Here is a 21,671-nt window from a genome sequence, read left to right as displayed (position 1 = left end):
GGCGGTTTGACCCGCCCCGCATCAAGGCCGATATTCCTTGCGTCGGGGCATTCCCCGAGGTGGGTGAGATGCGCGAGGACGACCCGGGCAGAAGCTCGGACACGACCGCCCAGGATGCGGCCAAGCGGGCCCTGATCGAGGTGCAGCGCTACCTGGCGGACGAGATCGCCCCCATGATGGCGGCGGAAGCCGCAGGGGTCCTGGTCCGCATGCCGCCCAAATACGGAGCGGCCGTCCTTCGCAACTGGATCGAGGCCCAGCTCCAGGCGCCGGGTCGGACCGCGCCGGTATCGAGCTACGTGTATCACGCGGTCAAGAAGCTGCACCATCTCGCCGAGCTGCGGGTCGTGGACGCGAAAGCCATGGCCCGGTACGTGGCGGAGCTTTCGCGCATCGTCGTCCGCCTCTGCCCCGAGGGGGAGCAGACGGATCTCCGGCTGAAGCTGAGCCGGATCGCCGAGGCCGAGACGACGTTGTCGGCGCCGGTCGCGCTGCTGAATCGTGAGATGGGGACCGCCGCCGAGGAAGCCGAGATCAAGCAGACCCTGGAGCGGCGGATCGAAGACGTGTCGCGTCCGAGCGCCGGGCCGCCTCCCGCCAGTCCCCGCCTGACCCTGCTCATGGGGCGGATGGACGAAGTGCGCGCGGCGCCCGGCAAGGGGCCCGCGGACGAGGAAACGCAGGAGCTTGCCGCGCGGATGGTGACGAAGGCCGCCGCGGAGGCTCGCGACGCCGACCAGCTCGAGTCCTCCCTCGCGAAGCTCCGCAAGCTCGGGATGGAGCCCAATCTCGACCGCCGCCTGTTCCGAATGCTCGCTCAGCGCATGCCGGAATGGGAGGTCGACCTGGAGCGGGCCAAGCCGGGCGACGAAGCAGCGGTCGGGCGGCTGCTCCAGGCGATGCACCGGATCGTGGCGATGGCCGGCTCGAGCGAGGAGGGGATCCAGCGATTCAGCGAGATGGTCTACGCGGCCATCGAGCAGTTCAACGAGGGTCACCTCGCCCAGGCCGTCGCGATGCTCGACACGGCGCAGAGGCTGATCGAGGAGAAGAAGGTGGACGGCGAGCTGGCCCGGATCGTCAAGACCCGGGCGCAGAGCGCGGTCGCCCTCGGACCGCTGCGCCAGTTCGCCTCGACCGCCGCCAAGCACGGGCTGCTCCGCAAGGTGCTGTGGTTCTTCCCGATCTTCAACCCCGACAGCCTCCTCGACCGCCTCGACGGCGAGCCCAAGCGGGAGACGCGGAAGCTGATGTTGTCGCTCCTCGAGGTGTACAGCACGCCCTGCCGGAACAAGGTTCTCGAGCGGCTCGCGGGGTGTCTGGCCGGGAAGCCGCCCGACCCCGACGGCTTCTACAGTCGCAACCTCGTGTTCCTGCTCCGCCGGATCCCTCGCGGCGCCCAAGAGGATCCGCAGAAGGAGCTCACGCTCCTGGCCGAGTTCAGCCGGCCGCAGCGCCCGTTCATGGTCACCAAGGAGGCGGTGGGCGCGCTGGCCAACCTGAGCCATGGGAAGGTCTCGCAGGTCCTGGCCCAGCGTCTCGAAGAGTTCGAGCGCGCGGCGCATCCCGGGGTCACGGATTACACCGGAGAGGAGATGCTCGAGATCCTGGACCGGACCTGCGCGGCGCTGGCGTTCCTCGGCACGCGGGACGCGGTTCGCGCCGTCGTCGCCCACGCGCGCCTGGAGGACCCCCGCCTCGGCGACACGGTCGGGCGCCTTCGACATCTCGCGGACTGCGACCTCTCCGGCGGCGACCGGCTCGGCGAGCTCGTCGAATGGCTGAGGAAGGCCCTCCCGACGAAGGTCCTCGGGGTCGTCCTGAGGCGCGGTGCGCCGGTCGCGAGCTGCCTGGTGCAGGCGCTGTCGGGGACGCGGAAGCCCGACGTGGAGAGGCTGTTCGAGGAGATCGTGGAGCGCTACCCGGGCGAGGAATTCGCGGAGCGTGCCCGCGACGCGCTAGCCGGATTCCGGGCGGAGCCCGCGCCGGAGACCCCGGCGACGGAAAGCGTCGCCGGCGATCTGGAGCTCTTCGGCCTTCCGGCGCTTCTCCAATCGCTGGCGGACGCGCGACAGACCGGGCGCCTCGTGATCTCCGAGCGCAACGGACACGATCGATCGATCCTCGTGCTGCGCGACGGCAGAATCGGCGGGTGCGAGACGGGAACGCTCCGCGGCTTGGACGCGTTGTGCCAGCTGATGGAGCGGCCGCGGCCGGGGACGTTCCGGTTCGAGAAGGCGTTGCGGGAAACCCTGCCGGTCCAGGGGGAACCCATGGAGGTCCTGCCGGCGCTCCTCGAGGCGATCCGCCGGCACGACGAGTTCCAGGAGGATCGCGCGCTGGTTCCCGACGGCGTCTCGTTGATGCCGACGGGTGCTCGCCCTTCCCTTCCCCAGGACGAGAGCGACCGCGGGCTGATGGAGGTGGTCTGGCGGGAGGCGACGCGAGGCACCGCGCCCGAGAGCTGCGAGGGTCTGGCGGGCAGCGACGCGTACCGCGTTCGACGGCTCTACGCGCACTGGCTCGAGAACGGCGCCCTCAGGCGCCGCCCCGCGGCGTGAGCCTGGGCGGGGCCCCGCTCGGAGGCGCCCCGGGCCGGCACACCCGAACGAAGAGGGGCGACCCTGGCGGTCGCCCCTCGGCCTGATTCCGATTTCGCGACGAGCCGCGGCCCATGTCCCGGCCGCGGCGCGGAGTCAGGGCGCTCCGGCGACGTCGATCCTGCCGAAGCTCCCGTGCGCTTCGTGGTCGGAGCCGGCGGTGAAGAAGAGCTGGTTCGTTCCGCCTGCCGCCGCCCCGTTGCCGAACGAGATGGCCCACAGTCCCTCGATGCTGATGATCCTGCCGCCCTGATCGCGCAGCTGGCCCGCCGGGGTGAACCGGCGCATGTCGTCGGTCATCCTGTAGGCCAGGATGTTCCCGTCGCCGAAGTTGCCTATCAGCAGGTCGCCGCCGAAACGACCGAAATCGGTGGGCGCGAGGGCGATCCCCCACGGGGAGTTCAGCTGGCCGCGGGTGCCGACCCGGGCGATGAAGGTCCCCTCCGTGTCGAAGACGCTCACGAACCCGATGCCCTGCCCGGCGACGTCGTCATGCTGGTCGGCGTCCTGCTTCGCATAGGTCACGAAGATCCGTCCGCCGATCGCGCGGATGCCGAACGGGGCGAACCCGGTCGGAATGCGGGGGTCGACGAACGCACCCATCCGGACGACGGGCGCGAAGCTCCCGTCGAATACATCGACCCTGCCGTTGTGGAAGTCGGTCGCGTAGAGACGGTCACCCGCGCCCGTGCTGGCGATCGCAAGTCCCTTGTAGACGGTCCCGGCGGGGGAGCTGTCCACGACCACGAAAGCCTGGTGGGATGGGGAAGGCGGCGGGACTCCCGGGTTCCAGCCGGAGATGGTGCCGTCCTCGCTGGCGAAGAGGAATCGCGCGGGTCCGCTGTTCGTGCCGTCGTTCACGATGAACCCGGCTCCCGCCCCGGCTACCGCGCCCGTGGGATTGCCCGGGACCGTGACCACCAGGGATTGCGGCACGCCGTTCCCGTCGTAGAGAGTGGAGAGCCCCGTCCCGTTGTCCGCGACCCACCAAGGACTCGTGGAGGTCGCGGTGAGTCCCCAGGCGTTGACCAGGTTCGCGTCGTGCTGGGGTGCCTCCACGAAGCCGTCGGACGTGAGGAAGCTCACATGGTACGAATGCGCCTCCCCGAGCATCGTCCGGGCGGGGCCGGCGGCGAAGCTGGAGACGACGATCGCGGAGACGAACACGGCGGCCGCAGAGGCACCGAGATGGCGCATAGCTTTTCCGTTCATCGGTTGTTCTCCTTGCCCCCTGGAAATAAGAGTATTTGACTCCAGAAATATTCCGCGAAAATCCAGTGACCTGGGTCGGGGGTCGCGATCACGGGGCAGCCGGGGGGCCGTCGCCGGGGAGTTCTTGTTACGGGCGGTAAGCTGCCGGTAAGATGGAGGAATGATGGCATCCATTTCCTCGCGCCTTGGATCGCCTGAGGGGGGAGTCGGACGATGATCGTCGGAGTGATCGGCTCGGGCTCCATCGGACCGGACCTCGCCTACGGATTCGTCGCGGCGCTCGCCGGTGGCGGCGGTGGCAAGGTCTATCTCCACGACATCAAGCAGGAAGCGCTGGACGCCGGCGTCGCGCGGATTCGCGGATACGTGGCCAAGGGCCTCTCCCGGGGCAAGCTGAGCCCGAAGACCGCCAAGGCCATCGAGACGGCTCTCGTCCCGACCCGCAACGTAATGGACCTCAAGGAATGCGAGTACGTTCTCGAGGCCGCGACCGAGGATCTCAGGATCAAGAAGGTCATCCTCGAGAGCGTCGAGACGGTGGTCGGCGCGGACTGCCTCATCGGTTTCGCCACGTCCGGCATCCCACGCTCCCGCATTGCCGCAGGGGCCGAGCATCCCGAGCGCTGCTTCGTGAACCATCCCTTCTACCCGGCATGGCGAGCTCTTCCCGTCGAGGTGGTCCTGTCCGGCGACGAAGCGTTCGGGGCCCGGATGCTCGCGACGCTGAAGTCGCTCGGGAAGGTGCCGATCGTCACCGCCGACGTCCCCTGCTTCGCCGCGGACGATATCTTCTGCAACTACTGCGGCGAGGCGGCGCGGATCGCGGCGGAAGGCGTCGCCACCCCGGCCCAGGTGGACAAGGTCGTCAACGACGCGATCGGAGGAGGAGGCCCGTTCCTCGTGATGGACCTGACCCGCGGCAATCTCCTGAACGTGCACTGCATGGAGCTGATGCGCGAGGATCCCAAGGGAGGCGAGTGGTTCGCGCCCCCCCCGATCTTCAAGAAGCAGGGGCTGACCCCGTGGCACGACCGGAACAAGCCCGGAGATCCGAGCATCGACCCCGCGAGGGCGAAGGAGGTGCTCGACCGCATTCTGGCGGTGCTCCTCGGCAGAGCGCTGCAAGTGGCGGACGACGGCACCTGCGATCCACGTGAGCTCAATTGGCTCACGCGCAACGCGCTCGGCTTCCGTGCGGGCCTGCTCGATCTCGCCGAGGAACTCGGCACGGATCGGGTGCACGACATCTGCACGGCCTACGCCGCGAAGCACCGGGGTTTCCCGGTGCCGACGAGCGTCGCCGCCCGGAAGCTCCCGTCCTTCCTGAGAAACGTCTCCGTCGCGCGCGACGGGGAGATCGCGGTGGTCGCGATCCAGCGTCCCGAGGTGAGGAACGCCCTCGACGAGCGGACCATGACGGAGCTCGAGGAGGTCTTCTCCGGACTGGCTGCCGAGAACGCCGTTCGCGGCGTGGTGCTCACGAGCTTCGACGGTGCGCTGGCCGGCGCCGACATCGGCGAGCTGGCCGCGCTCAAAACCCCCGAGGAGGCGCGTCAGAAGTGCCTTCGCGGCCATGCCGTACTCGGCGCCATCGAGCGCATGCTGAAGCCGGTCGTGGCCGCGGTGGACGGGCCGGTGCTGGGCGGCGGCGCGGAGCTCGCGATGGCCTGCCACGCGCGCGTCGTCGGGCCGGCGCTGATGCTCGGCCAGCCCGAGGTCAACCTCGGCATCATTCCTGGTTACGGCGGAACCCAGCGCCTGCCCCGCCTGATCGGCATCGAGCGCGCCCTCGATCTCCTGCGCACCGGACGGCCGGTGGGCGCGACCGAGGCCTGCGCCTGGGGCTGGGCCGAGGGGGAGCCCGCGCCGGACGTCGTGGGCGCGGCAAAGGACCTCGTTCGCCTGCACCTCGCGGGGAAGAAGAAGCTCTCGCCCGTGGACCCGGCGCAGCTCCCCGTTCCGGAGAAGCTCCCCGCGCTGGACGTCGGTCACCATTCGCTGGTCACCGACGCCATCCTCGTTGGCGTCCTGCGCGAAGGGCTCGAGAAGCCCCTCGCGGAAGGCCTCGAGGTCGAAGCGGCGGGGTTCGCGCGCTGCAATCGGACGGTGGACTACGACATCGGCATGAAGAACTTCATCCAAAACGGCCCCAGGGTTCCGGCGGTCTTCCTGAACGAATAGCGGAGTGAACATGACGACCAAGGACAGGACCATCGTGATCCTCGACGGAGGACGCCGGACGCCGAGAGCGGACATTCTCCTGGACAACAGCAAGCCGGGGTTGTTCTCGCGCTTCTCCGCCACCCAGCTCGGTGGCATGGCCATCCGCGCCGCGCTCGACCGCACGAAGATCGACAAGGCCCTCGTCGGACACGTGGTCATGGGCATGGCGATGCACAGCCACCGCGATTCGATCTATGCGGCCCAGGGGATGAGATGGCGCGGCGGGCTCGCCGACGACGTGCCCGCCCTGACGGTGGCGAGGATCTGCGGCAGCGGGGCGGAGGCTCTCGCCGTCGGGTCGGAGATGATCCTCGCCGGCGTCCGTCACGACGAGGCGCGCCCGTTCGTGGTCGTGGGCGGCGCCGAGAGCATGCAGTACCCGTTTCTTCTCTACAACTACCGCGGGCGCAAGGTCGGCGAGGCCGTACAGAAGTACGGCCCCGTGGACGTCCGGAGCCTGCCCCCGGGAACGCACTTGCAGGACGGGCTCCTCATGTCCCTCTACGACCCGAGCGCGCGCATGTCCATGGCGAACACCGCCGAGGAGCTGGGACGGCGCTACTCGATCACGCGGGAGGAGGCCGACCGGTTCGGCTACCGCTCGCACGTCCTCGCGAAGAAGGCGAGGGACGCCGGCTGGTTCGACGAGGAGATCGAGCCTTTGACCGTGGAAGGGGACGGCGCGACCGTGCCCGCCGAGGTCAAGTACGACACGCACATCATCGATGACGTGAACCTGGAGAAGATCGGACGTCTCCCTCCCGCCTTCGAGCCCGGCGGGATCATCACGGCGGCGAACGCCAGCGCCGTCGTGGACGGTGCGGCGGCCATGGTGATCGGCAGGGAATCCGACGCGGACCGATACGGCCTCAAGGCGCTGGCGCGGGTGGTCGGGATGGGCGTGGCCGCCTGCGACCCGCAGATCATGGGGTGGGGACCTGTCCCCGCGACGCGCAAGGCCCTGGAGACGGCGGGCGTGAGCGGCGGCTCCATCGACCACGTGGAGCTGAACGAGGCGTTCGCCCCGCAGGCTCTGGCCTGCGTCCGCGACTTCGAGAAGATGGGCATCGATCCCGAGAAGGTCAATCCCATGGGGAACGCGATCGCTCTCGGCCATCCCCTGGGGGCCACGGGAGCCGTGCTGACGCTCACCTGCGCTTACGCGCTGCGCCGGACGGCGAGGCGCTACGGCCTGGTCACGATGTGCATCGGAGGCGGGCAGGGGATCGCGCTGGTCCTCGAGGCCGTGTAGCGCGAGTCGAAGGTCTGTTCGTTCGCCTCGGTCACGAACTTCTTGACCTTTCAGTCCGCCATCTTGATCGATGCCAGCTCTTCGACGTTCGCAAGGTCCTTCTTGGTGCGCACCTCGAGCCGCACGCCCCGGCCCTCGGGGTACTTGGGCCCATGCTGGATGATCTCGAGTACCCGCGCTGGAAGTCCGCTTCCTCGTGCTGCCTGGCAGGCCTTCTCGCCGAGCGCGAACGACGCCACGAAGTACCCTGGACAGGGCACCATGTACAGTACCGTCCTCCGCTTCTGCCGGAGCCGGAGAATCCAACCGTGGGACTTTCCCGAGAAGCTCCACTTCTCGTTCAGCGGAGCGAATTCGGAGGACAGATCAGCCCGTAGCTCAGCCCACAGGCCATTCCCCTTGCCCAGAATTGCTTCGAGTGCCCGTTCACTGGGTGGGGAACCGCGGTCAAGGAATGCGCTCGGCGACATGCGTCCTCTCAGCTCTGTCCGTCCGACGCTCCGGTTCAGCGGCGGGGTCGCGTGGCGCGGCCCTTGCGCTTCTCAACAAGGGCCGTGACACGCGAGACCGGCCGCTGCAGCGCGTTGGGCCGCTGCCGACTTGTTACTCTCGGCCAACCCAGTACGTGGGACGGCGCTTGAGATTCATGACCGCCAGAACCCGGATACCCGTTGGCTTGACCTTGTAGAGAAGCGCGTAGGGAAACCTGCGAAGAAGGCGACGACGAACGGAACCCCGGAGGATCGTCCCGGCATCGGGATGGTCGGCGATCAACTGCAAGCACCGCTCGACCTCCTTGAGGAACGAGAACCCCAGCCCCGAACCTTCAATCTCGTAATATTTCGCCGCCTCGTTTAGCTCCCGGTCCGCGAGACGATGAAAATCGCGAGGAGCCATTCACTTCAGCTTGGCCCGAGCGTCACGAAGCACATCGGTCGCCGAACGCGCGCCACCCGGCGCCGTGTCCCACTCGGCATCCCGTCGGTCGGCCTCTTCCGCCCAGAGCCGCTCATTCTCGCGATCCGACAGTGCTTCGAGGCTCTCTAGGAGCTTCTCGGCCAACCGTGCCCTTGCCTTTGGATCCAGCTTCAGGGCTTCGGCCTCGATTTCCTCGTTGCTCATACCCAGCACCTTACCACGGTCCCGTGGTCTGGCGTCTGTCGGCCCAACGAGTGCGTTCAGCGGCGGGCCGCGTGGCGGACCGCCGCCTGGAACGACTTGTTAGACAGCGTGTTGAGCGTTTCATACGTCATTCGGACGATTTCACGAGAGTGACCGGTACGGGTTGGGACTAGACCGCGCCGGTCCACAATCCGCAACCTGAGCGGAATACTCCGCGGACTGTCGCCGGCCCGTCGCCGATGTCGGGGACCGTAATGTCCCGCGTCCATCGCAGCGTGGATCCCGGAGCCAAACTGACCTGCCCCCCGATTCTGGCCGTTTAGAGTGGGAGTCCGTTGATGGTTTCCTTCTTCGCGATCTGCGGGTCGGAGGGAGGCGGAGCCGACCGTAGACCTGCAGATCGCCGCGCGAACTCGGTGGGCGTCAAGTCGCCCAGAGAGCTATGAGGTCGCACCAGATTGTAGTCCCGCCTCCAGGTCTCGATGGTGAATCGGGCGTCGTTGAGGCCGGTGAACCAGTGCTCGTTCAGGCACTCGTCGCGGAACTTCCCGTTGAAGCTCTCGATGAACGCATTCTCGACCGGCTTGCCGGGTCGAATGAACTGCAGCTGCACGCCTCGCCGGTAAGCCCACGCGTCGAGCGCCTTCCCCGTGAACTCGGGTCCATTGTCGATCACGATCGCCTTGGGGCAACTTCGCGCCGCCACCAGCCGCTCCAGCACTCGAACAACACGAACTCCGGGAAGGGACGTGTCCACTTCCAGCACCAGGCACTCCCTCGAGAAGTCGTCCACTACGTTGAACGTCCGGAACGCTCGCCCATCGGCCAGCGTGTCGGAGGTGAAGTCCATCGACCACCGCTCGTTCACCTGCGATGGCGTGGTCATCGGCTGCCTGGCCGACGCCGCCAGGCGCTTGCGCCGTCGCCGCCGTACCGCGAGCCCTTCCTCGCGATAGATCCTGTACAGACGCTTGTGGTTGACCACGTGCCCCTCACGACCCATCAGGACATGAAGTCGTCGGTATCCGTACCGCGGACGCTGGCCGGCCAACGTGCGAAGCCGCTCCCGCATCTCCTCGTCGGGTCGTCTCTGGCTCGAGTACGCAAAGCTGCTACGGCTCATTCGAATCAGCCCGCACGCGCGTCTCTGGCTGAACTCGTGGGTCGCCATCGTGTAGCGGACGACCTCACGCCGCGCGGCGGGCTTCACCACTTTCGGGAGACGATGTCCTTGAGCGCCTGGTTGTCGAGGGAGAGGTCGGCAACGAGCTTCTTGAGCCGCCGATTCTCCTCCTCGAGCTGCTTGATCCGTCGCGCCTCGCTGATCCCGAGGCCACCGTACTTGGCCTTCCATCGGTGGTACGTCTGCTCGCTGACGCCGTGGGCCCGGCACGCTTCGCGAATCTTCCGTCCGCCCTCGACCTCTTTCAGGATCCCGATGATCTGCTCTTCCGTGAACCTCGACCGCTTCATCCCGTCCTCCTGCGGGGCCTTATACCCCTGGAGGACTCTCATTCAAAACGGCTCAGTTTTCGGGGGGCAGGTCAAAACGAACGATATCGTCCAGAGCAATCCCATCGGATGTAGCGGAGATCCTCCCCCGATTCCGACCATCCGGCCGCGTGAAATGGTAGTTGTCCCAACCGTCCGCGCATGCGGAAACCGCGTGGGACCACGTGTTGGTCAATTCGTACGTCAATGGAACGGTACTGCCGATCGTCAACGTTGTGCTGCTCGGGACTACCGTCAACGAAAAGGAAGAGGCAGGAAACTCATCGCGATCGTCTTTGCAGAAGGGCTGACGGTGGATGCAGTTCACGAGCACCATCGACAATATCACGAGGACTACGATCGCCGATCTTCTCAAGGTCTTTCTCACGCTGTCTAACGCCACGCATAACGCGCGGGCCGTGTGGGCGCGCGCCTTGCGCACGCAAGGCGCGTGACCGCAAGGACCGTCGCGTTGATGCGGCTGTTAGCCAGCGTGCCCGTGGATCTTCCCATAGATCGATTTCAGCTCCGGCAAGACGTGACGAAAGCAAGCGACCAGGTCTTCGATAGTCGAGACCGCCCGAGGAAACGCAATCGAATACACGCCCCACCTTTCCGGGGTTGGCTCGCTGATGACTTCGGTCGGAAAGCTACCCACCGACCACACCAACCCGGCTCGACTGTTGTCCGGTGCGACGACAAACCCATCGCCTGCCACGCGCGGATTCAAACCCTGAAAGGCAGTGATCGCCCCGTACCGCCAGTTGTCGGTCATCGTTTCTTCAACTATCGGGAAACCATGATAGACAGGTGCGCCGTTTGGCCTGGCTAGAAACGCTGGGAGGACTGGACTCGTGGATTCTGCGTCAGGATCCGTCAGGATCGGCTCCCCATTTGGGCCCTTGCGTTCATACATCTTCGCCGCCTTCAGACTGGCTAACTTGTATTCGGCCGAACTCTCTTATGGGTAAGGCCGGTCACCTTTATCGTTTTATGCGAACTTCTGTCGTCCGCTGGCATGGCTCGAACCTCTACGGCCGGGGCGGCAGTCCCTTCGTCCTCCAACCGCAGCCTCGCTGCACGATGTCTACGCCCAACCTACTGCTAATGCAAGCGAAGTCGCGAGATTCTGCCGCTGCAGCACGGTGCGTGCTGTGGAGTTGCCGCGCCGCTCCCGCTTGAGGCAAACACGAGCGGCACGCCAGCCTGGACACCCTTCCGATGGTATTTTCACCGCTTGGCTCCGAACCGACGGGACGAGGATCCGGCGCTAGTCTTCCAGGCGATAGCTTGAATGCCTCGTCCCCCCGGAGGCGAACCCGTCCCCGTGGCGGCCAGGGAACTCGCGTATGGATCCTCTCAGCGATTCGCGAAAACGCCGGCCACACCCGCGAGGATGAGCGCGGTGCCCCCCAGGGTCCACGGCGTGACCGGCTCGTGCAGCAGGAACCAGCCGAGGAAAACCGCCACGACCGGGTTCACGTAGGCGTAGGTGGTCACGATGCTGGTCGGGAGCGCGCGCAGCGCTCGCAGGTACGAGGTGAAGGCCAGGACCGACCCGAAGAGGGTGAGATACCCCCACGCCAACCACGCCTCCCTCGCCGCCAGTGCCGGCGGAGGTCTCTCGCCGAAGACTCGCGCGGTGACCGCGAAACCGATCCCTGCGAACGCCTGCTGAAACCCGGACGTCACCCTGGGAGAGAGCTTCAGGGGGCGGCGGTGATAGAGAATCGTCCCCGCCCCCCAGGAGATCGGCGCGAGAACGAGCCCCGCCGTGGCCCAGGCGTCTCCGCGCGAACCCGCGCGGAGCACGGGAAGCGTGAGCGTGGCCAGTCCGGCGAAGCCGACGAGGAGCGAGCCCACGAACCGCGGCGAGGGGACCCGGCGATCGAGGAGAGCCTCCATGGCCGCGACCCAGAGAGGCGTCGTGCCGATGAGCAACGCCGTGTAGCCCGAGTCCAGGCGTTGCTCCGCCCAGTTCACCAGGCCGTTTCCGCCCAGCCACATGAGCAAGCCCGTCGCCAGGAGGAGAGCCGCCTCGTCGCGCGTGGGGCGGATCCGCTCCCGCCGCGCCGCGGCCCACAGGAGCAGGAGGATCCCGCCCGGAATCACGCGGAGCGCGCCCAGGGTGAACGGTGCGAAGCCCGCGTCGCCGCGCACGGCGACCCGGATGGCCAAGTAGGTGCTCCCCCAGACCAGGTAGATGACCCCGAGGTGGACGAGGCCGGCCAGGGGGAGATCGCGCGAGGCAAGTCGCAGGGTGCGCACGGGGGAGACACTGTGGTCGCGGGGTGCAGCGATGTCAAGCCGGGACCGTCGCCCGGTCACTTCTCCGCGGCCTCCGGGCGGGCGTGCTCGATCATGTGCATGCCGATCATCATCGCCATCACGTCGGGGGGAAGCGCGGCGAGCGTCGCGCTGAGCCGGACCTCGCTCCCGCCGCGGGTCACGACGTACTCGATCTTCGAGCCCGGCTTCCAGACGTCCTTCGTGCGCTCGCAGGTGACGCAGCGGTCCTCGGTGTTGTCGGCGAACTTCGTTCCGTTGACGGAGACGAGGACATCGCCCGGCCGGAATCCCGCCGACTCGGCGGGGCTCCCCGACACGACTTTCGTGACCCGGAACGCCTTCGTCCCCTTGCTGTCGTCGTACTCGATCCCGAGCCAGCCGCTCGTCTTGAGCTTCGCGACCATGAGGTTCAGGCAGGTCTGCGTATCGTGCGAGCACTTGTACGACTTGCCCGCCGCCCCCAAGGCGGCGAAGGGCGCGGCCAGCGCGACGAGAGCGACGAGCGCTACGAGCCTCACGGGACGACGTGTCATGACGCGGCACCCTCCCGGCGCCGCCGGCGCGCGACGCGCCGGTGGGACCGTGCCTCGATGCGGTCGTGCGAGGGAATTGTACCGCGAGGAGGGGCTCGAGGCCGCAACGAGGAAACTGAAGCCCGCCTCGGACGTGGCGAAACGGTTAGCCCCCGGGGCAGGAGCCCGAGGCGGGCGAGGCCGGCACGATCGCGTCCCGGCCCCGCCGTCTCCCGGGATACCTGCGGAGGACGCTACTTCTTGGCCACCTCGACCTCTGCGTGCTCGATCATGTGCGCCCCGATCCACTGCGCCATCACGTCGCTGGGGATCGCGGCGAGGGTGGGCTCGAGGGTCAGCTCGCCGCCGCTCCGACTGACGACGTAACGGACCTTCCGGCCGGGGGTCCAGTCGTTCTTCGTCGCCTCGCACGTCACGCACTTCCCTTCGGTGTTGTCGGCGAACTTCACGCCGTTGACGGAGACGAGCGTGTCGCCGGCACGGAACCCGGCGGCTTCGGCAGGGCTCCCCGGCACGACGCGCGTCACCGTGAGAGGTTTGTTCGCCTCTTCGTCGGTGAGCTCGAGCCCGACCCAGCCACGGTCCTTCATGCTCGAGACCATGTGGTTCAGACAGGCCTGAGTGTCGTACTTGCACTTGTGATCCATGCCGCCGGCAACGGCGGGGATGGCGACGAACGCGAGCGCGAGGAGCGCGCCGAGGGAAAGCCAAAGCCACTGGCGGGTTCTCATCGATCTTCCTCCCATCGCGACCCGGGACCGCGGTGCGCGTCGGCCGCCGCCCATTCGGCATCCGAAGCGCATTGCGAGATGTTTCGCACTCGATGAAGTTACCTGCGAGCGCTGTAAACGACTCCGCGGCTACGTAAAAACTTGTTGACGATGTCAACGGCTCGTAAACGCCCGCGCTCGGGACGGAACGCTCGCCCCCGTCGCGGGGTATATTGCGGCGGGATCCGCCGGATCCCGCCGGGGTTCCTCCCTCGGGCGCCGGCGATCCGGCTCTCCACGCGGGGTGCGTGCGTTGTCGAAACGAGGAGATCCTCCGGGGCGTCGGGCCGCCTGGACCGGGTTTCTCGCGGCGTTCCTCGCCCTCGTCCTGGTCCTGGCGCTCCAGGTCGCGTCGCTCGTCCGGCTCGAGCGGGCGTCGCTCCTCGCGGGCAACGCGGTCCTCTCCGGATTTCTCGACGCCGTCGCGACCGAGGTGCTCTACACCTACGGGCCGGCCGCCGAGCGCACGCTCGACGTGCCCGCGTCGTACTTCGCGCGGGACGACGTCGGCCGGGCGGCGGCGTACTTCCGGCGCAAAGACCTCGAGGGGGCGAAGCGACTGTTCGTGGTGCGCTTCGGCGACGCCGACTGGGGAACGGTCCTCTTCTACGACCCCGAGACGGGGACGATGACGCTGGCTCCCGCGTCGGACGAGACGCGCGCCGTCACGGTCGCGTGCACCCCATGGAAGCTGCTGCGGGAGAAGGCGATCGCGTTGGACACGCCGCGGCTCGTCGTCGAGGAGCGGGACCCCGCGAACCGGGTGATCTTGAACCCGATCACCGACGCGACGTCCCGGATCGTCGGCGTCGCCGGCCTGATCCTCGACGGCGACTACTTCACCTCGCGCCTCCTTCCGAACGCCGTTCGCTCGTGCCTTCCCCGGTACTTTCCGGACGGCGGCGACGCGGTGGTCGTGTCGGTCCGAGACGGGAGCGGCGCTCTCCGGTTCACGACCGACCCCGGCGGGGACGGCCGGGCCGACCTCACGAGGCCGATCCCGTTCGTCTTCACCGACCACAGCCTCGGGGTCCGCAGCCGGACGCTGACGCCCGAGAAGCTCGCCCGCGTCAACTTCGGCTTCAACCTGACGCTGTCCGTCCTCGTCGCGGCGCTCATGGCGGGCGGGCTCGTGCTGGCGCTCCGTGCGACCGCGCGCGAGGTGAAGCTCGCCCGGATGAAGTCGGAATTCGTCTCGAACGTCACGCACGAGCTCAAGACGCCGCTTGCGTCGATCCGCGTCTTCGCGGAGCACTTGAGACGCGGGCGCGCGGCGGCCCCCGAGAAGGCCCGCGAGTACGGCGAGCACATCGAGGCGGAGAGCCTGAGGCTCACGAACCTCGTCAACAACGTGCTCGACCTCTCGAGCATCGAGTCGGGACGGAAGGCCTACGCCTTCGCCCCCGGCGACGTCGGGAAGGTGCTCGCCGCGACGCTCGCCGCATTCCGGGTGCGGCTCCTCCACGAGGGATTCGACCTCGAGCTCGACGAGCCGGAGGAGCCGCTGCCGGCGGCGCGGATCGACCCCGACGCGCTCGGGCGGGCGATCCACAACCTCGTCGAGAACGCCGTGCGCTACTCCGGCGACTCCCGCTGGGTCGGCGTGCGCCTTACGCACCGGGACGGGGAGATCGCGATCTCGGTCGAGGACCGGGGGATCGGTATCCCCGAGAGCGAGCAGGAGCGGATCTTCGAGCGGTTCCACCGGGTGAGCACCGGGCTCGTGCACGACGTGCGCGGGAGCGGCCTCGGGCTCTCGATCGTGCGTCACGTCGTGGAGGCCCACGGCGGGCGCGTCGAGGTGTCGAGCCGGCCGGGGCGCGGAAGCGTGTTCACGATCCGGATTCCGGTCGCCGGGGTTCCGGACGGACCGGCCAAGGGATAGGTGCCCCATGCCCAAGATCCTGATCGTCGAGGACGACGCGCCGCTCGGGACGGCGCTGCGCGACGGCTTCGAGTACGAGGGGTACGCCGTGGCCGTCGCGAGGGACGGCGCCGCGGGGCTCAAGCTCGCTTCGGAGGGGGCGCCCGACGTCGTGCTCCTCGACGTGATGCTCCCGAAGCTGAGCGGTGTCGACGTCTGCACGCGGCTCCGTGCCGCGGGGAACACGGTGCCGATCATCATGCTGACCGCGCGCGGCCAGGAGATCGACCGCGTCCTCGGGCTCAAGTCCGGAGCCGACGACTACGTGACGAAGCCGTTCAGCTTCATGGAGCTCACGGCCCGCGTCGAGGCGGTCCTCCGCCGCGCCGGGGGAGCGTCGAAGCGCGACGTCGTCTTCCGTTTCGGCGACGTCGAGGCGGACTTCGCGAAGTGCGAGGTCCTGAAGGCCGGGCGGAGGGTCGAGATCTCCGCGCGCGAGCTGCGCCTTCTCGAGTACCTCGTCGCGCACCGCGGCGACGTGCTGACCCGCGAGCGTCTGCTCGCCGCCGTCTGGTCGTACGAGGGGAACACGCTGAGCCGCACGGTGGACGTCCACGTCGCCAAGCTGCGGCGCAAGCTCGAGGACCGACCCGACGACCCGCGCCACATCCTGACGGTCCACGGCATCGGCTACAAATTCGCGAGCTGACGCGCGGGCGGGGCGGGCCTGCTGGGATCGACCGCGGGCCAGGGTCGTGAAGCTGCTCCAGGGACCGGGGTTAGGCGAACGTCCCCACTCGGTGGATAATGAAATGCGCGCGGGCGTTCGAGAGCGGGCCGTTTTCATTGGGCGGAGGGCGGCATGGCGCAGGAGCAGGCGGGAGCCATCAAGAAGATCCGTGCAACCGGGCCGATGCGGGAGGTCATGGCCGCTTACTTCAAGGAGCTGGATGAAGCGTCACGGACCGGCTCGACCAAGGTCGCCTGGTGCACGAGCGTGGGACCCGCGGAGCTGCTGCGCAGCTTCGGTTTCCGCGTCTACTTCCCCGAGAACCACGGCGCGCTGCTCGGTTCGTCCCGAGTCGCCTCGGACGTCATTCCCGCGGCCAACGCCATCGGGTACTCGCCCGACATCTGCTCCTACCTGACCAGCGACGTGGGCTCCTTCCTGCGAGGCCACACCCCGCTGACCAAGGCCTTCGGCATGGCCTCCGTGCCGAAGCCGGATGTCCTGGTCTTCAACACCAACCAGTGCCGCGACGTGCAGGACTGGTTCGCCTTCTACCAGCGGCACTGGGGCGTGCCGATGGCCGGGATCGACACCATGCGCGGCCTCGGAGAGATCACCCGGGACCACCGCGACTCGCTCGTCGCCCAGCACAAGGCCCTCCTTCCCATCCTCGAGCGGGTCTCCGGGAAGAAGTTCGACATCGACCGGCTCAAGGAGGTCGTGGCCTCGAGCTACCGCTGCACCCAGCGATGGAAGAGGGTCCTTCGCCTGGCCGAGCACGACCCCTCGCCGATCACCTTCTTCGACGGCACCATCCACATGGGCCCGGCGGTGGTGCTCCGGGGCGACGAGCGGGCGGTCCTTTACTACGACGTCCTCATCGCCGAGCTCGAGGAGAGGATCGCCCAGCGCGTCGGGGCGGTGGACGGCGAGGCCCACCGGTTGTACTGGGAGGGGATGCCGGTCTGGGGCAAGATCCGCGAGCACGCCGAGATCTTCGCCGGCCACCGAGCCTGCGTCGTCGCCTCGACCTACTGCAACAGCTGGATCTTCGAGGCGCTGGCCGAGGCGGATCCCTTCGAAGGCATGGCCGGCGCGTACTCGGAGCTGTTCATCGTTCGATCGGAGGCCTTCAAGGAACACTACTTGAGCGGCATGGCGCGCGACTACCTCATCGACGGCATCATCTATCACGACGCCAAGACGTGCCCCAACAACTCCAACAATCGTTACGGCATGCCGGAGCGGCTCGCGAAGAAGCTGGGCATCCCGTTCGTCGTCATCCACGGCGACCTGAACGACCTGCGCCTCTACTCCGAGGAGCAGACGAAGACCCAGTTCGAGGCCCTGGTCGAGCAGCTCGGCGAGCGGGCCTGAGGAGCCTCGGAGGCCACGGGCCGATGACGGATCGACCTTCGAACCCGAAGAGCGAGCAGGGCGTCCCACGGTCCCTGTATTGCGGTGTGGACATCGGGGCCTCGGCCACGAAGCTCGTGCTCATCACGGCGGCATCGCCGGCCGCGGACCCGGGCTCCGAGATCGTGGCCCGCGCCGTCCTTCCCTCGGGTGTCGACTACTCGAACACCGCCCATCGCTGCCTCGCGGCCGCGCTCGAAGAGGCCGGGGCGGCTCCCGCGGACATCGTCCGCACGCTGGCCACGGGGTACGGCCGCAGAAACGTCGACTTCGCCCAGGGCTCCGCCACCGAGATCCACTGTCACGGGATCGGCGGGTTCCACTTTCACCCCCACGCCATGACCGTGGTGGACATCGGCGGCCAGGACAACAAGGTGATCCGCATCACGGCCGTGGGCCAGCGCGCCGACTTCCGCATGAACCGCAAGTGCGCCGCCGGCACGGGAGCCTTCATCGAGGAGATCGCACTGCGGCTCGGCCTGCCGCTCGAGGAGCTGGACGTCTTGGCCGCGAGCACCGACCAGGCGGTGAAGCTCAGCAGCTTCTGCACCGTCTTCGCCAAGACCGAGATCCTCGCTCACCTGCGCGCGGGCGAGCCGGTGGCCCGGATCGTTCGCGGCGCCTTCCAGTCGGTCGTAGCGAGGGTCCTCGAGATGGCGCCCCTCGACGGCGACGTGCTCTTGACCGGCGGCGTGGTCGACCACAACCCGAGCATCGCCGCGATCTTGAGCGAGAAGATCGGCCGCGACGTACTGGTTCCCCCGCACCCCCAGTTCGTCGGCGCCCTGGGGGCGGCGCTCCTCGTCCGCCGGCAAGCGGCGCTCTCCGAGGCCCGGGCGACGTGACCGGTCGGACCCGACACGCGAGACGTGTCCCGAGGCGCGGTCCGCGTTGACGCGCGCCGAAAGGGAGCACAACATGCTGGACGGACTGTTCAAGCCCGGATCGGTCGCCATCGTGGGCGCCTCGAACAACCCCCACTCCATCGGCCACATCGTGATCAGGAACCTGGCCGCCTACGGCTTCAAGGGGCCCATCTACCCGATCAACCCGAAGGAGCGAAGCATCCGCTGCTTCAGGTGCTTCAAGTCGGTCCTCGACGTTCCCGACCGGATCGATCTCGTGAACATCTCGGTCAACTACAACCTGGTTCCGGCCGTGATCAAGGACTGCGGCGAGAAGGGGGTCAAGTTCGCCATCGTCCACACCGCCGGGTTCAAGGAAGTCGGCGAGGAGGGCGCGAAGCGCGAGCGGGCGATGGTCGAGCTGGCCCACTCCTACGGGATGCGCATCTTCGGCCCCAACAGCCAGGGCATTCAGAACGCCGACCCCGAGGTGTCGGTCTACGCCAACTTCACGTTCGTCCCCATGAAGCCGGGCAACATCTCCATGGTCGCCCAGGGCGGGGGCATGGGCGAGATGCTCAAGCTCCACCTGCACAACGTCGGCCTCGGGCACCGCATGTACTGCTCGTACGGGAACGAGTGCGACGTGTCCATGCCCGAAATCCTCGCCTACTACGGCCAGGACCCCGGGACGCGCGTGATCATGATGCAGATCGAGAGCTTCAAGGACCCCGCGGCCTTCCTCGAAGCCGCCTCTCGGATCACTCCGGAGAAGCCCGTCCTGGCCATCAAGGCGGGAAGGACCCTCGAGGGCTCGGTGGCGGTGTCGTCGCACACGGGGACCCTCGTGGACCAGGCCATGATGGCCCGGGCGCTGTTCAAGAAGGCGGGTGTCATCCAGTTCACCGACACGGACGAGATGATCAAGACCGCGGGGGCCATGTCCGTGCAGGAGATCCCGAAGGGCCGCAGGATCGGTATCATCACCAACACGGGCGGCCCCGGTATCCAGGCCGTGGACGAGTCGGTGGAGCAAGGGCTCGAGCTGGCCCTCTGGTCCGAGGCCGGCGAGAAGCGCCTCTGGGAGAGCCTCTACGCCGAGGCCAGCTTGGGCAATCCCGTCGACGTGGTGGCCACGGCCAACGCCGATCACTACCACGTGGCCGTGGAGACGCTGCTCCGGGAGGAGAGCGTCGACATGGTGCTGGTCTTCTTCGTGACCGCGCCCTTCACCGATACGAACGCCATCGCCACCCGGATCCGGGAAGCGTGCGACGCGGCGCAGAAGCCCGTGGTGGTCGTGGTGGAGACCTCGTCGGAAAGGTACGGCCTCATCGAGAAGCTCCGCTCGAGCGGGCTGCCGGTGTACGAGTTCCCCGAAGACGGCGCGCGGGTCCTCGCGGCGATGGCCCGCTACGGCGAGGTGCGCCGCCGCGCTGTGGAGCCGCCTCAAGCGCTCGCCGTGGACCGCGCGGCGGCGGCCGCGATCCTCGATCAGCACAGGGGAAACGACGCCTACGTGCCGCAGGCGGACGCCTTCGCCGTGCTCCGAGCGTACGGGATCCCGGTGCCCAAGTTCGCGGCCGTGAGCAGCGAGAAGGACCTCGCTCGGGCCACCGCCGAGGTGGGGTTCCCGTGCGTGCTCAAGGTGGACGCGGCGTCGGTGGTCCACAAGTCGGACGCGGGCGGGGTCGTGCTCGACCTCGACGACCTGAAGGCTGCGTCCGACGCGCTCGCGAAAATGAAGGCCCGGTTCCCCGGCCCGGACGCGAGCTTCCTGCTCATGGAGCAGAAGCGGCCGGGGAGGGAAGTCATCATCGGGGCCAAGACCGCCCCTGGCCTGGGCAGTCTGGTGCTCTTCGGCCTCGGCGGCATTCTCGTCGAGGTCATGAAGGACGTGACCGTGGCCGTAGCGCCTCTCAGCCGGCCCGAGGCGCGCGAGATGCTGCGCGGGATCAAGGGATACACGGTGCTCCTGGGCGTGCGCGGCCAGGCGGGGGTGGATCTTACGGCGCTCGAGGACGCGCTGCTGCGGACGGCCAGGCTCGTCGCCGACTTCCCGGAGATCGCCGAGCTGGACCTGAACCCCGTGTTCGCCTATCCCACGGGGACGCCCCCCGCGGCGGTGGACGTGCGGATGCGGGTGCGCTGAGCGGCGCGAGCAGCAGCCCTCCATGTCTCACGGCCTCGCACCAGGCGCCGCGGCTCGCTGGCTCGGGCACTACCGTCGCCTCACGGGACCAGCACGGCCCTCTTGAGCAGCTCGCCACGGTGGGCGGCCTCGAACACGCGGTTGATCTCGGCGAGGGGGTGCTTCTCGACGAAGGGGGAGATGCGGATCCTGCCGGCGCCGATCCAATCGAGGACCTCGGGATAGAGCACCGGGTCGCACCCCCAATTGCCGGAGAGCGTGGCGTCGTACGCCATGAGGTTGCTCAAGCGCACCTCGAGGCGGTCCATCGTGAAGCCGACGATCGCGACCACCGCGCCGAACCCCATCAGCCCGAACGCGGTCTCCTGGCCGGGGCGGGTTCCGGAGGTCTCGAAGATCTTCCACCGGTGCTTGGGCGCGCCGATCTTCTCCGCCTCCCTACGGACCTGCTTGAGCAGGTCCTTCATCGCCAGGCCCGAGACGTTCACGGCGGCCGAGGCGCCGGAGGCCAGCGCGACCTCGAGCTTCGCGGGGTTCACGTCGAGCGCGATCACCTTCGCCCCCGCCGCCGCGGCGATCTGGACCCCGTGGATCCCGATGCCGCCGGCCCCGACGAACACCGCGAGGTCCAAGGCCGCGAGGCCCGCGCGCCGGATCGCCTGGAACGGGGTGGTGACCGCGTCGGAGACGATCGCGAGCTCCCACAGCTCGTGACCTTCGAGGACCTTCTCGCTCACGCGGCAGAGGTAGCGTGCGGGCACCACGACGTGGGACGCGAATCCGCCGTCGCGGTCGTTTCCGGGCATCACCTGCGAGCGGCAGATCGTCCGGGCCCCGGCGCGGCAGAGATCGCACTCGCCGCAGGGGAGAACCGCGGGAACCACCACCGGCCTCCCGATCCAGTCGCGATCGACGCCGTCGCCGGCGTCCACCACGACGCCGCTGATCTCGTGGCCGAGGACCAGCGGGAGCTCCGCCCGGGTCTTCACCCCGTGGTGCAGGAACGAGACGTCGGTGTGGCAGACTCCGCAGCCCGCGACCTCGACCAGGGCCTCGCCCGCCGCCGGGTCGCGTCGGGGAAGGGAGCGCCGCTCGAACGGAGCGCCGGCGGCGGTCATCGCCCAGGCGTCGATCGTCGATTCCGATCCGGTCGCCATGCTCATCGTCGCCCC

18 protein-coding genes and 1 pseudogene are annotated in these 21,671 nt (G+C 68.2%); 9 read left to right on the top strand and 10 right to left on the bottom strand.

Features of this window, described 5'->3' with window-relative positions; all coding sequences use genetic code 11:
* Positions 1-68 precede the first annotated feature (68 nt).
* The gene (locus LAO51_00285; GenBank protein MBZ5637170.1) at positions 69-2,561 is read left to right on the top strand and encodes a DUF4388 domain-containing protein; all 2,493 of its coding nucleotides are present in this window, start codon (positions 69-71) and stop codon (positions 2,559-2,561) included.
* Between the two features lie 135 nt (positions 2,562-2,696).
* Here LAO51_00285 and LAO51_00280 read toward each other — a convergent pair whose 3' ends face one another.
* Positions 2,697-3,812, bottom strand: coding sequence for a TIGR03118 family protein (locus tag LAO51_00280; protein ID MBZ5637169.1), 1,116 nt, complete (start codon positions 3,810-3,812; stop codon positions 2,697-2,699).
* 213 nt (positions 3,813-4,025) lie between these two features.
* Between LAO51_00280 and LAO51_00275 the strand changes: the two genes are divergently transcribed.
* Together LAO51_00275 and LAO51_00270 are read left to right on the top strand one after the other, a co-directional pair.
* The gene (locus LAO51_00275) at positions 4,026-5,993 is read left to right on the top strand and encodes an enoyl-CoA hydratase/isomerase family protein (GenBank protein MBZ5637168.1); all 1,968 of its coding nucleotides are present in this window, start codon (positions 4,026-4,028) and stop codon (positions 5,991-5,993) included.
* Positions 5,994-6,003: 10 nt separating this feature from the next.
* Positions 6,004-7,287 (top strand): thiolase family protein, encoded by a 1,284-nt coding sequence (locus LAO51_00270; protein MBZ5637167.1) that lies wholly within the window; start codon positions 6,004-6,006, stop codon positions 7,285-7,287.
* A 50-nt stretch (positions 7,288-7,337) separates the two neighbouring features.
* Here the strand turns inward: LAO51_00270 and LAO51_00265 are convergent, their stop codons facing one another.
* The 4 genes and pseudogenes from LAO51_00265 to LAO51_00250 all read right to left on the bottom strand — a co-directional run bounded on the left by LAO51_00265 (position 7,338) and on the right by LAO51_00250 (position 9,882).
* Entirely contained in the window at positions 7,338-7,757 is a 420-nt protein-coding gene (locus LAO51_00265) for a DUF3788 domain-containing protein (protein MBZ5637166.1), read from the bottom strand.
* Between the two features lie 133 nt (positions 7,758-7,890).
* Positions 7,891-8,184, bottom strand: a complete 294-nt coding sequence (locus tag LAO51_00260) for a type II toxin-antitoxin system RelE/ParE family toxin (protein MBZ5637165.1) — start codon at positions 8,182-8,184, stop codon at positions 7,891-7,893.
* Positions 8,185-8,409, bottom strand: coding sequence for an addiction module protein (locus LAO51_00255; GenBank protein ID MBZ5637164.1), 225 nt, complete (start codon positions 8,407-8,409; stop codon positions 8,185-8,187). It abuts the gene before it with no gap.
* Between the two features lie 397 nt (positions 8,410-8,806).
* Positions 8,807-9,882: pseudogene (locus LAO51_00250) on the bottom strand (IS3 family transposase).
* A gap of 335 nt (positions 9,883-10,217) precedes the next feature.
* On the opposite strand from LAO51_00250, the gene LAO51_00245 reads away from it, so the two are divergent.
* Complete coding sequence (locus tag LAO51_00245; GenBank protein ID MBZ5637163.1) at positions 10,218-10,355, top strand: hypothetical protein; 138 nt, start codon at positions 10,218-10,220, stop codon at positions 10,353-10,355.
* A 29-nt stretch (positions 10,356-10,384) separates the two neighbouring features.
* Here LAO51_00245 and LAO51_00240 read toward each other — a convergent pair whose 3' ends face one another.
* The 4 genes from LAO51_00240 to LAO51_00225 form a co-directional block, all read right to left on the bottom strand.
* A complete protein-coding gene (locus tag LAO51_00240) occupies positions 10,385-10,675 on the bottom strand; it encodes a 3-deoxy-8-phosphooctulonate synthase (protein ID MBZ5637162.1) in 291 nt (96 codons plus the stop codon).
* Positions 10,676-11,259: 584 nt separating this feature from the next.
* A complete protein-coding gene (locus tag LAO51_00235) occupies positions 11,260-12,168 on the bottom strand; it encodes an EamA family transporter (protein MBZ5637161.1) in 909 nt (302 codons plus the stop codon).
* 56 nt (positions 12,169-12,224) lie between these two features.
* The gene (locus tag LAO51_00230; GenBank protein MBZ5637160.1) at positions 12,225-12,722 is read right to left on the bottom strand and encodes a PDZ domain-containing protein; all 498 of its coding nucleotides are present in this window, start codon (positions 12,720-12,722) and stop codon (positions 12,225-12,227) included.
* A 233-nt stretch (positions 12,723-12,955) separates the two neighbouring features.
* On the bottom strand, positions 12,956-13,453 hold the full coding sequence (locus tag LAO51_00225; GenBank protein MBZ5637159.1) for a PDZ domain-containing protein: 498 nt from the start codon (positions 13,451-13,453) through the stop codon (positions 12,956-12,958).
* A 292-nt stretch (positions 13,454-13,745) separates the two neighbouring features.
* Here LAO51_00225 and LAO51_00220 point away from each other — a divergent pair, with 292 nt between their 5' ends.
* The 5 genes from LAO51_00220 to LAO51_00200 all read left to right on the top strand — a co-directional run bounded on the left by LAO51_00220 (position 13,746) and on the right by LAO51_00200 (position 20,499).
* Positions 13,746-15,377, top strand: coding sequence for a HAMP domain-containing histidine kinase (locus LAO51_00220; protein ID MBZ5637158.1), 1,632 nt, complete (start codon positions 13,746-13,748; stop codon positions 15,375-15,377).
* A 7-nt stretch (positions 15,378-15,384) separates the two neighbouring features.
* Entirely contained in the window at positions 15,385-16,065 is a 681-nt protein-coding gene (locus tag LAO51_00215; GenBank protein MBZ5637157.1) for a response regulator transcription factor, read from the top strand.
* 153 nt (positions 16,066-16,218) lie between these two features.
* A complete protein-coding gene (locus LAO51_00210) occupies positions 16,219-17,463 on the top strand; it encodes a 2-hydroxyacyl-CoA dehydratase family protein (protein ID MBZ5637156.1) in 1,245 nt (414 codons plus the stop codon).
* Between the two features lie 23 nt (positions 17,464-17,486).
* On the top strand, positions 17,487-18,347 hold the full coding sequence (locus LAO51_00205) for an acyl-CoA dehydratase activase (GenBank protein ID MBZ5637155.1): 861 nt from the start codon (positions 17,487-17,489) through the stop codon (positions 18,345-18,347).
* Between the two features lie 73 nt (positions 18,348-18,420).
* Positions 18,421-20,499, top strand: coding sequence for an acetate--CoA ligase family protein (locus LAO51_00200; GenBank protein MBZ5637154.1), 2,079 nt, complete (start codon positions 18,421-18,423; stop codon positions 20,497-20,499).
* Between the two features lie 80 nt (positions 20,500-20,579).
* On the opposite strand, the gene had is transcribed toward LAO51_00200, so the two are convergent.
* Positions 20,580-21,617 (bottom strand): 6-hydroxycyclohex-1-ene-1-carbonyl-CoA dehydrogenase, encoded by a 1,038-nt coding sequence (gene had / locus LAO51_00195; GenBank protein ID MBZ5637153.1) that lies wholly within the window; start codon positions 21,615-21,617, stop codon positions 20,580-20,582.
* Positions 21,618-21,671 lie beyond the last annotated feature (54 nt).

The sequence above is a fragment of the Terriglobia bacterium genome (assembly GCA_020073205.1).
Lineage (GTDB): Bacteria > Acidobacteriota > Polarisedimenticolia > Polarisedimenticolales > JAIQFR01 > JAIQFR01.
The sequence above is the reverse complement of the archived record's forward strand: the minus strand, read 5'-3'. Positions and strand labels throughout refer to the sequence as shown.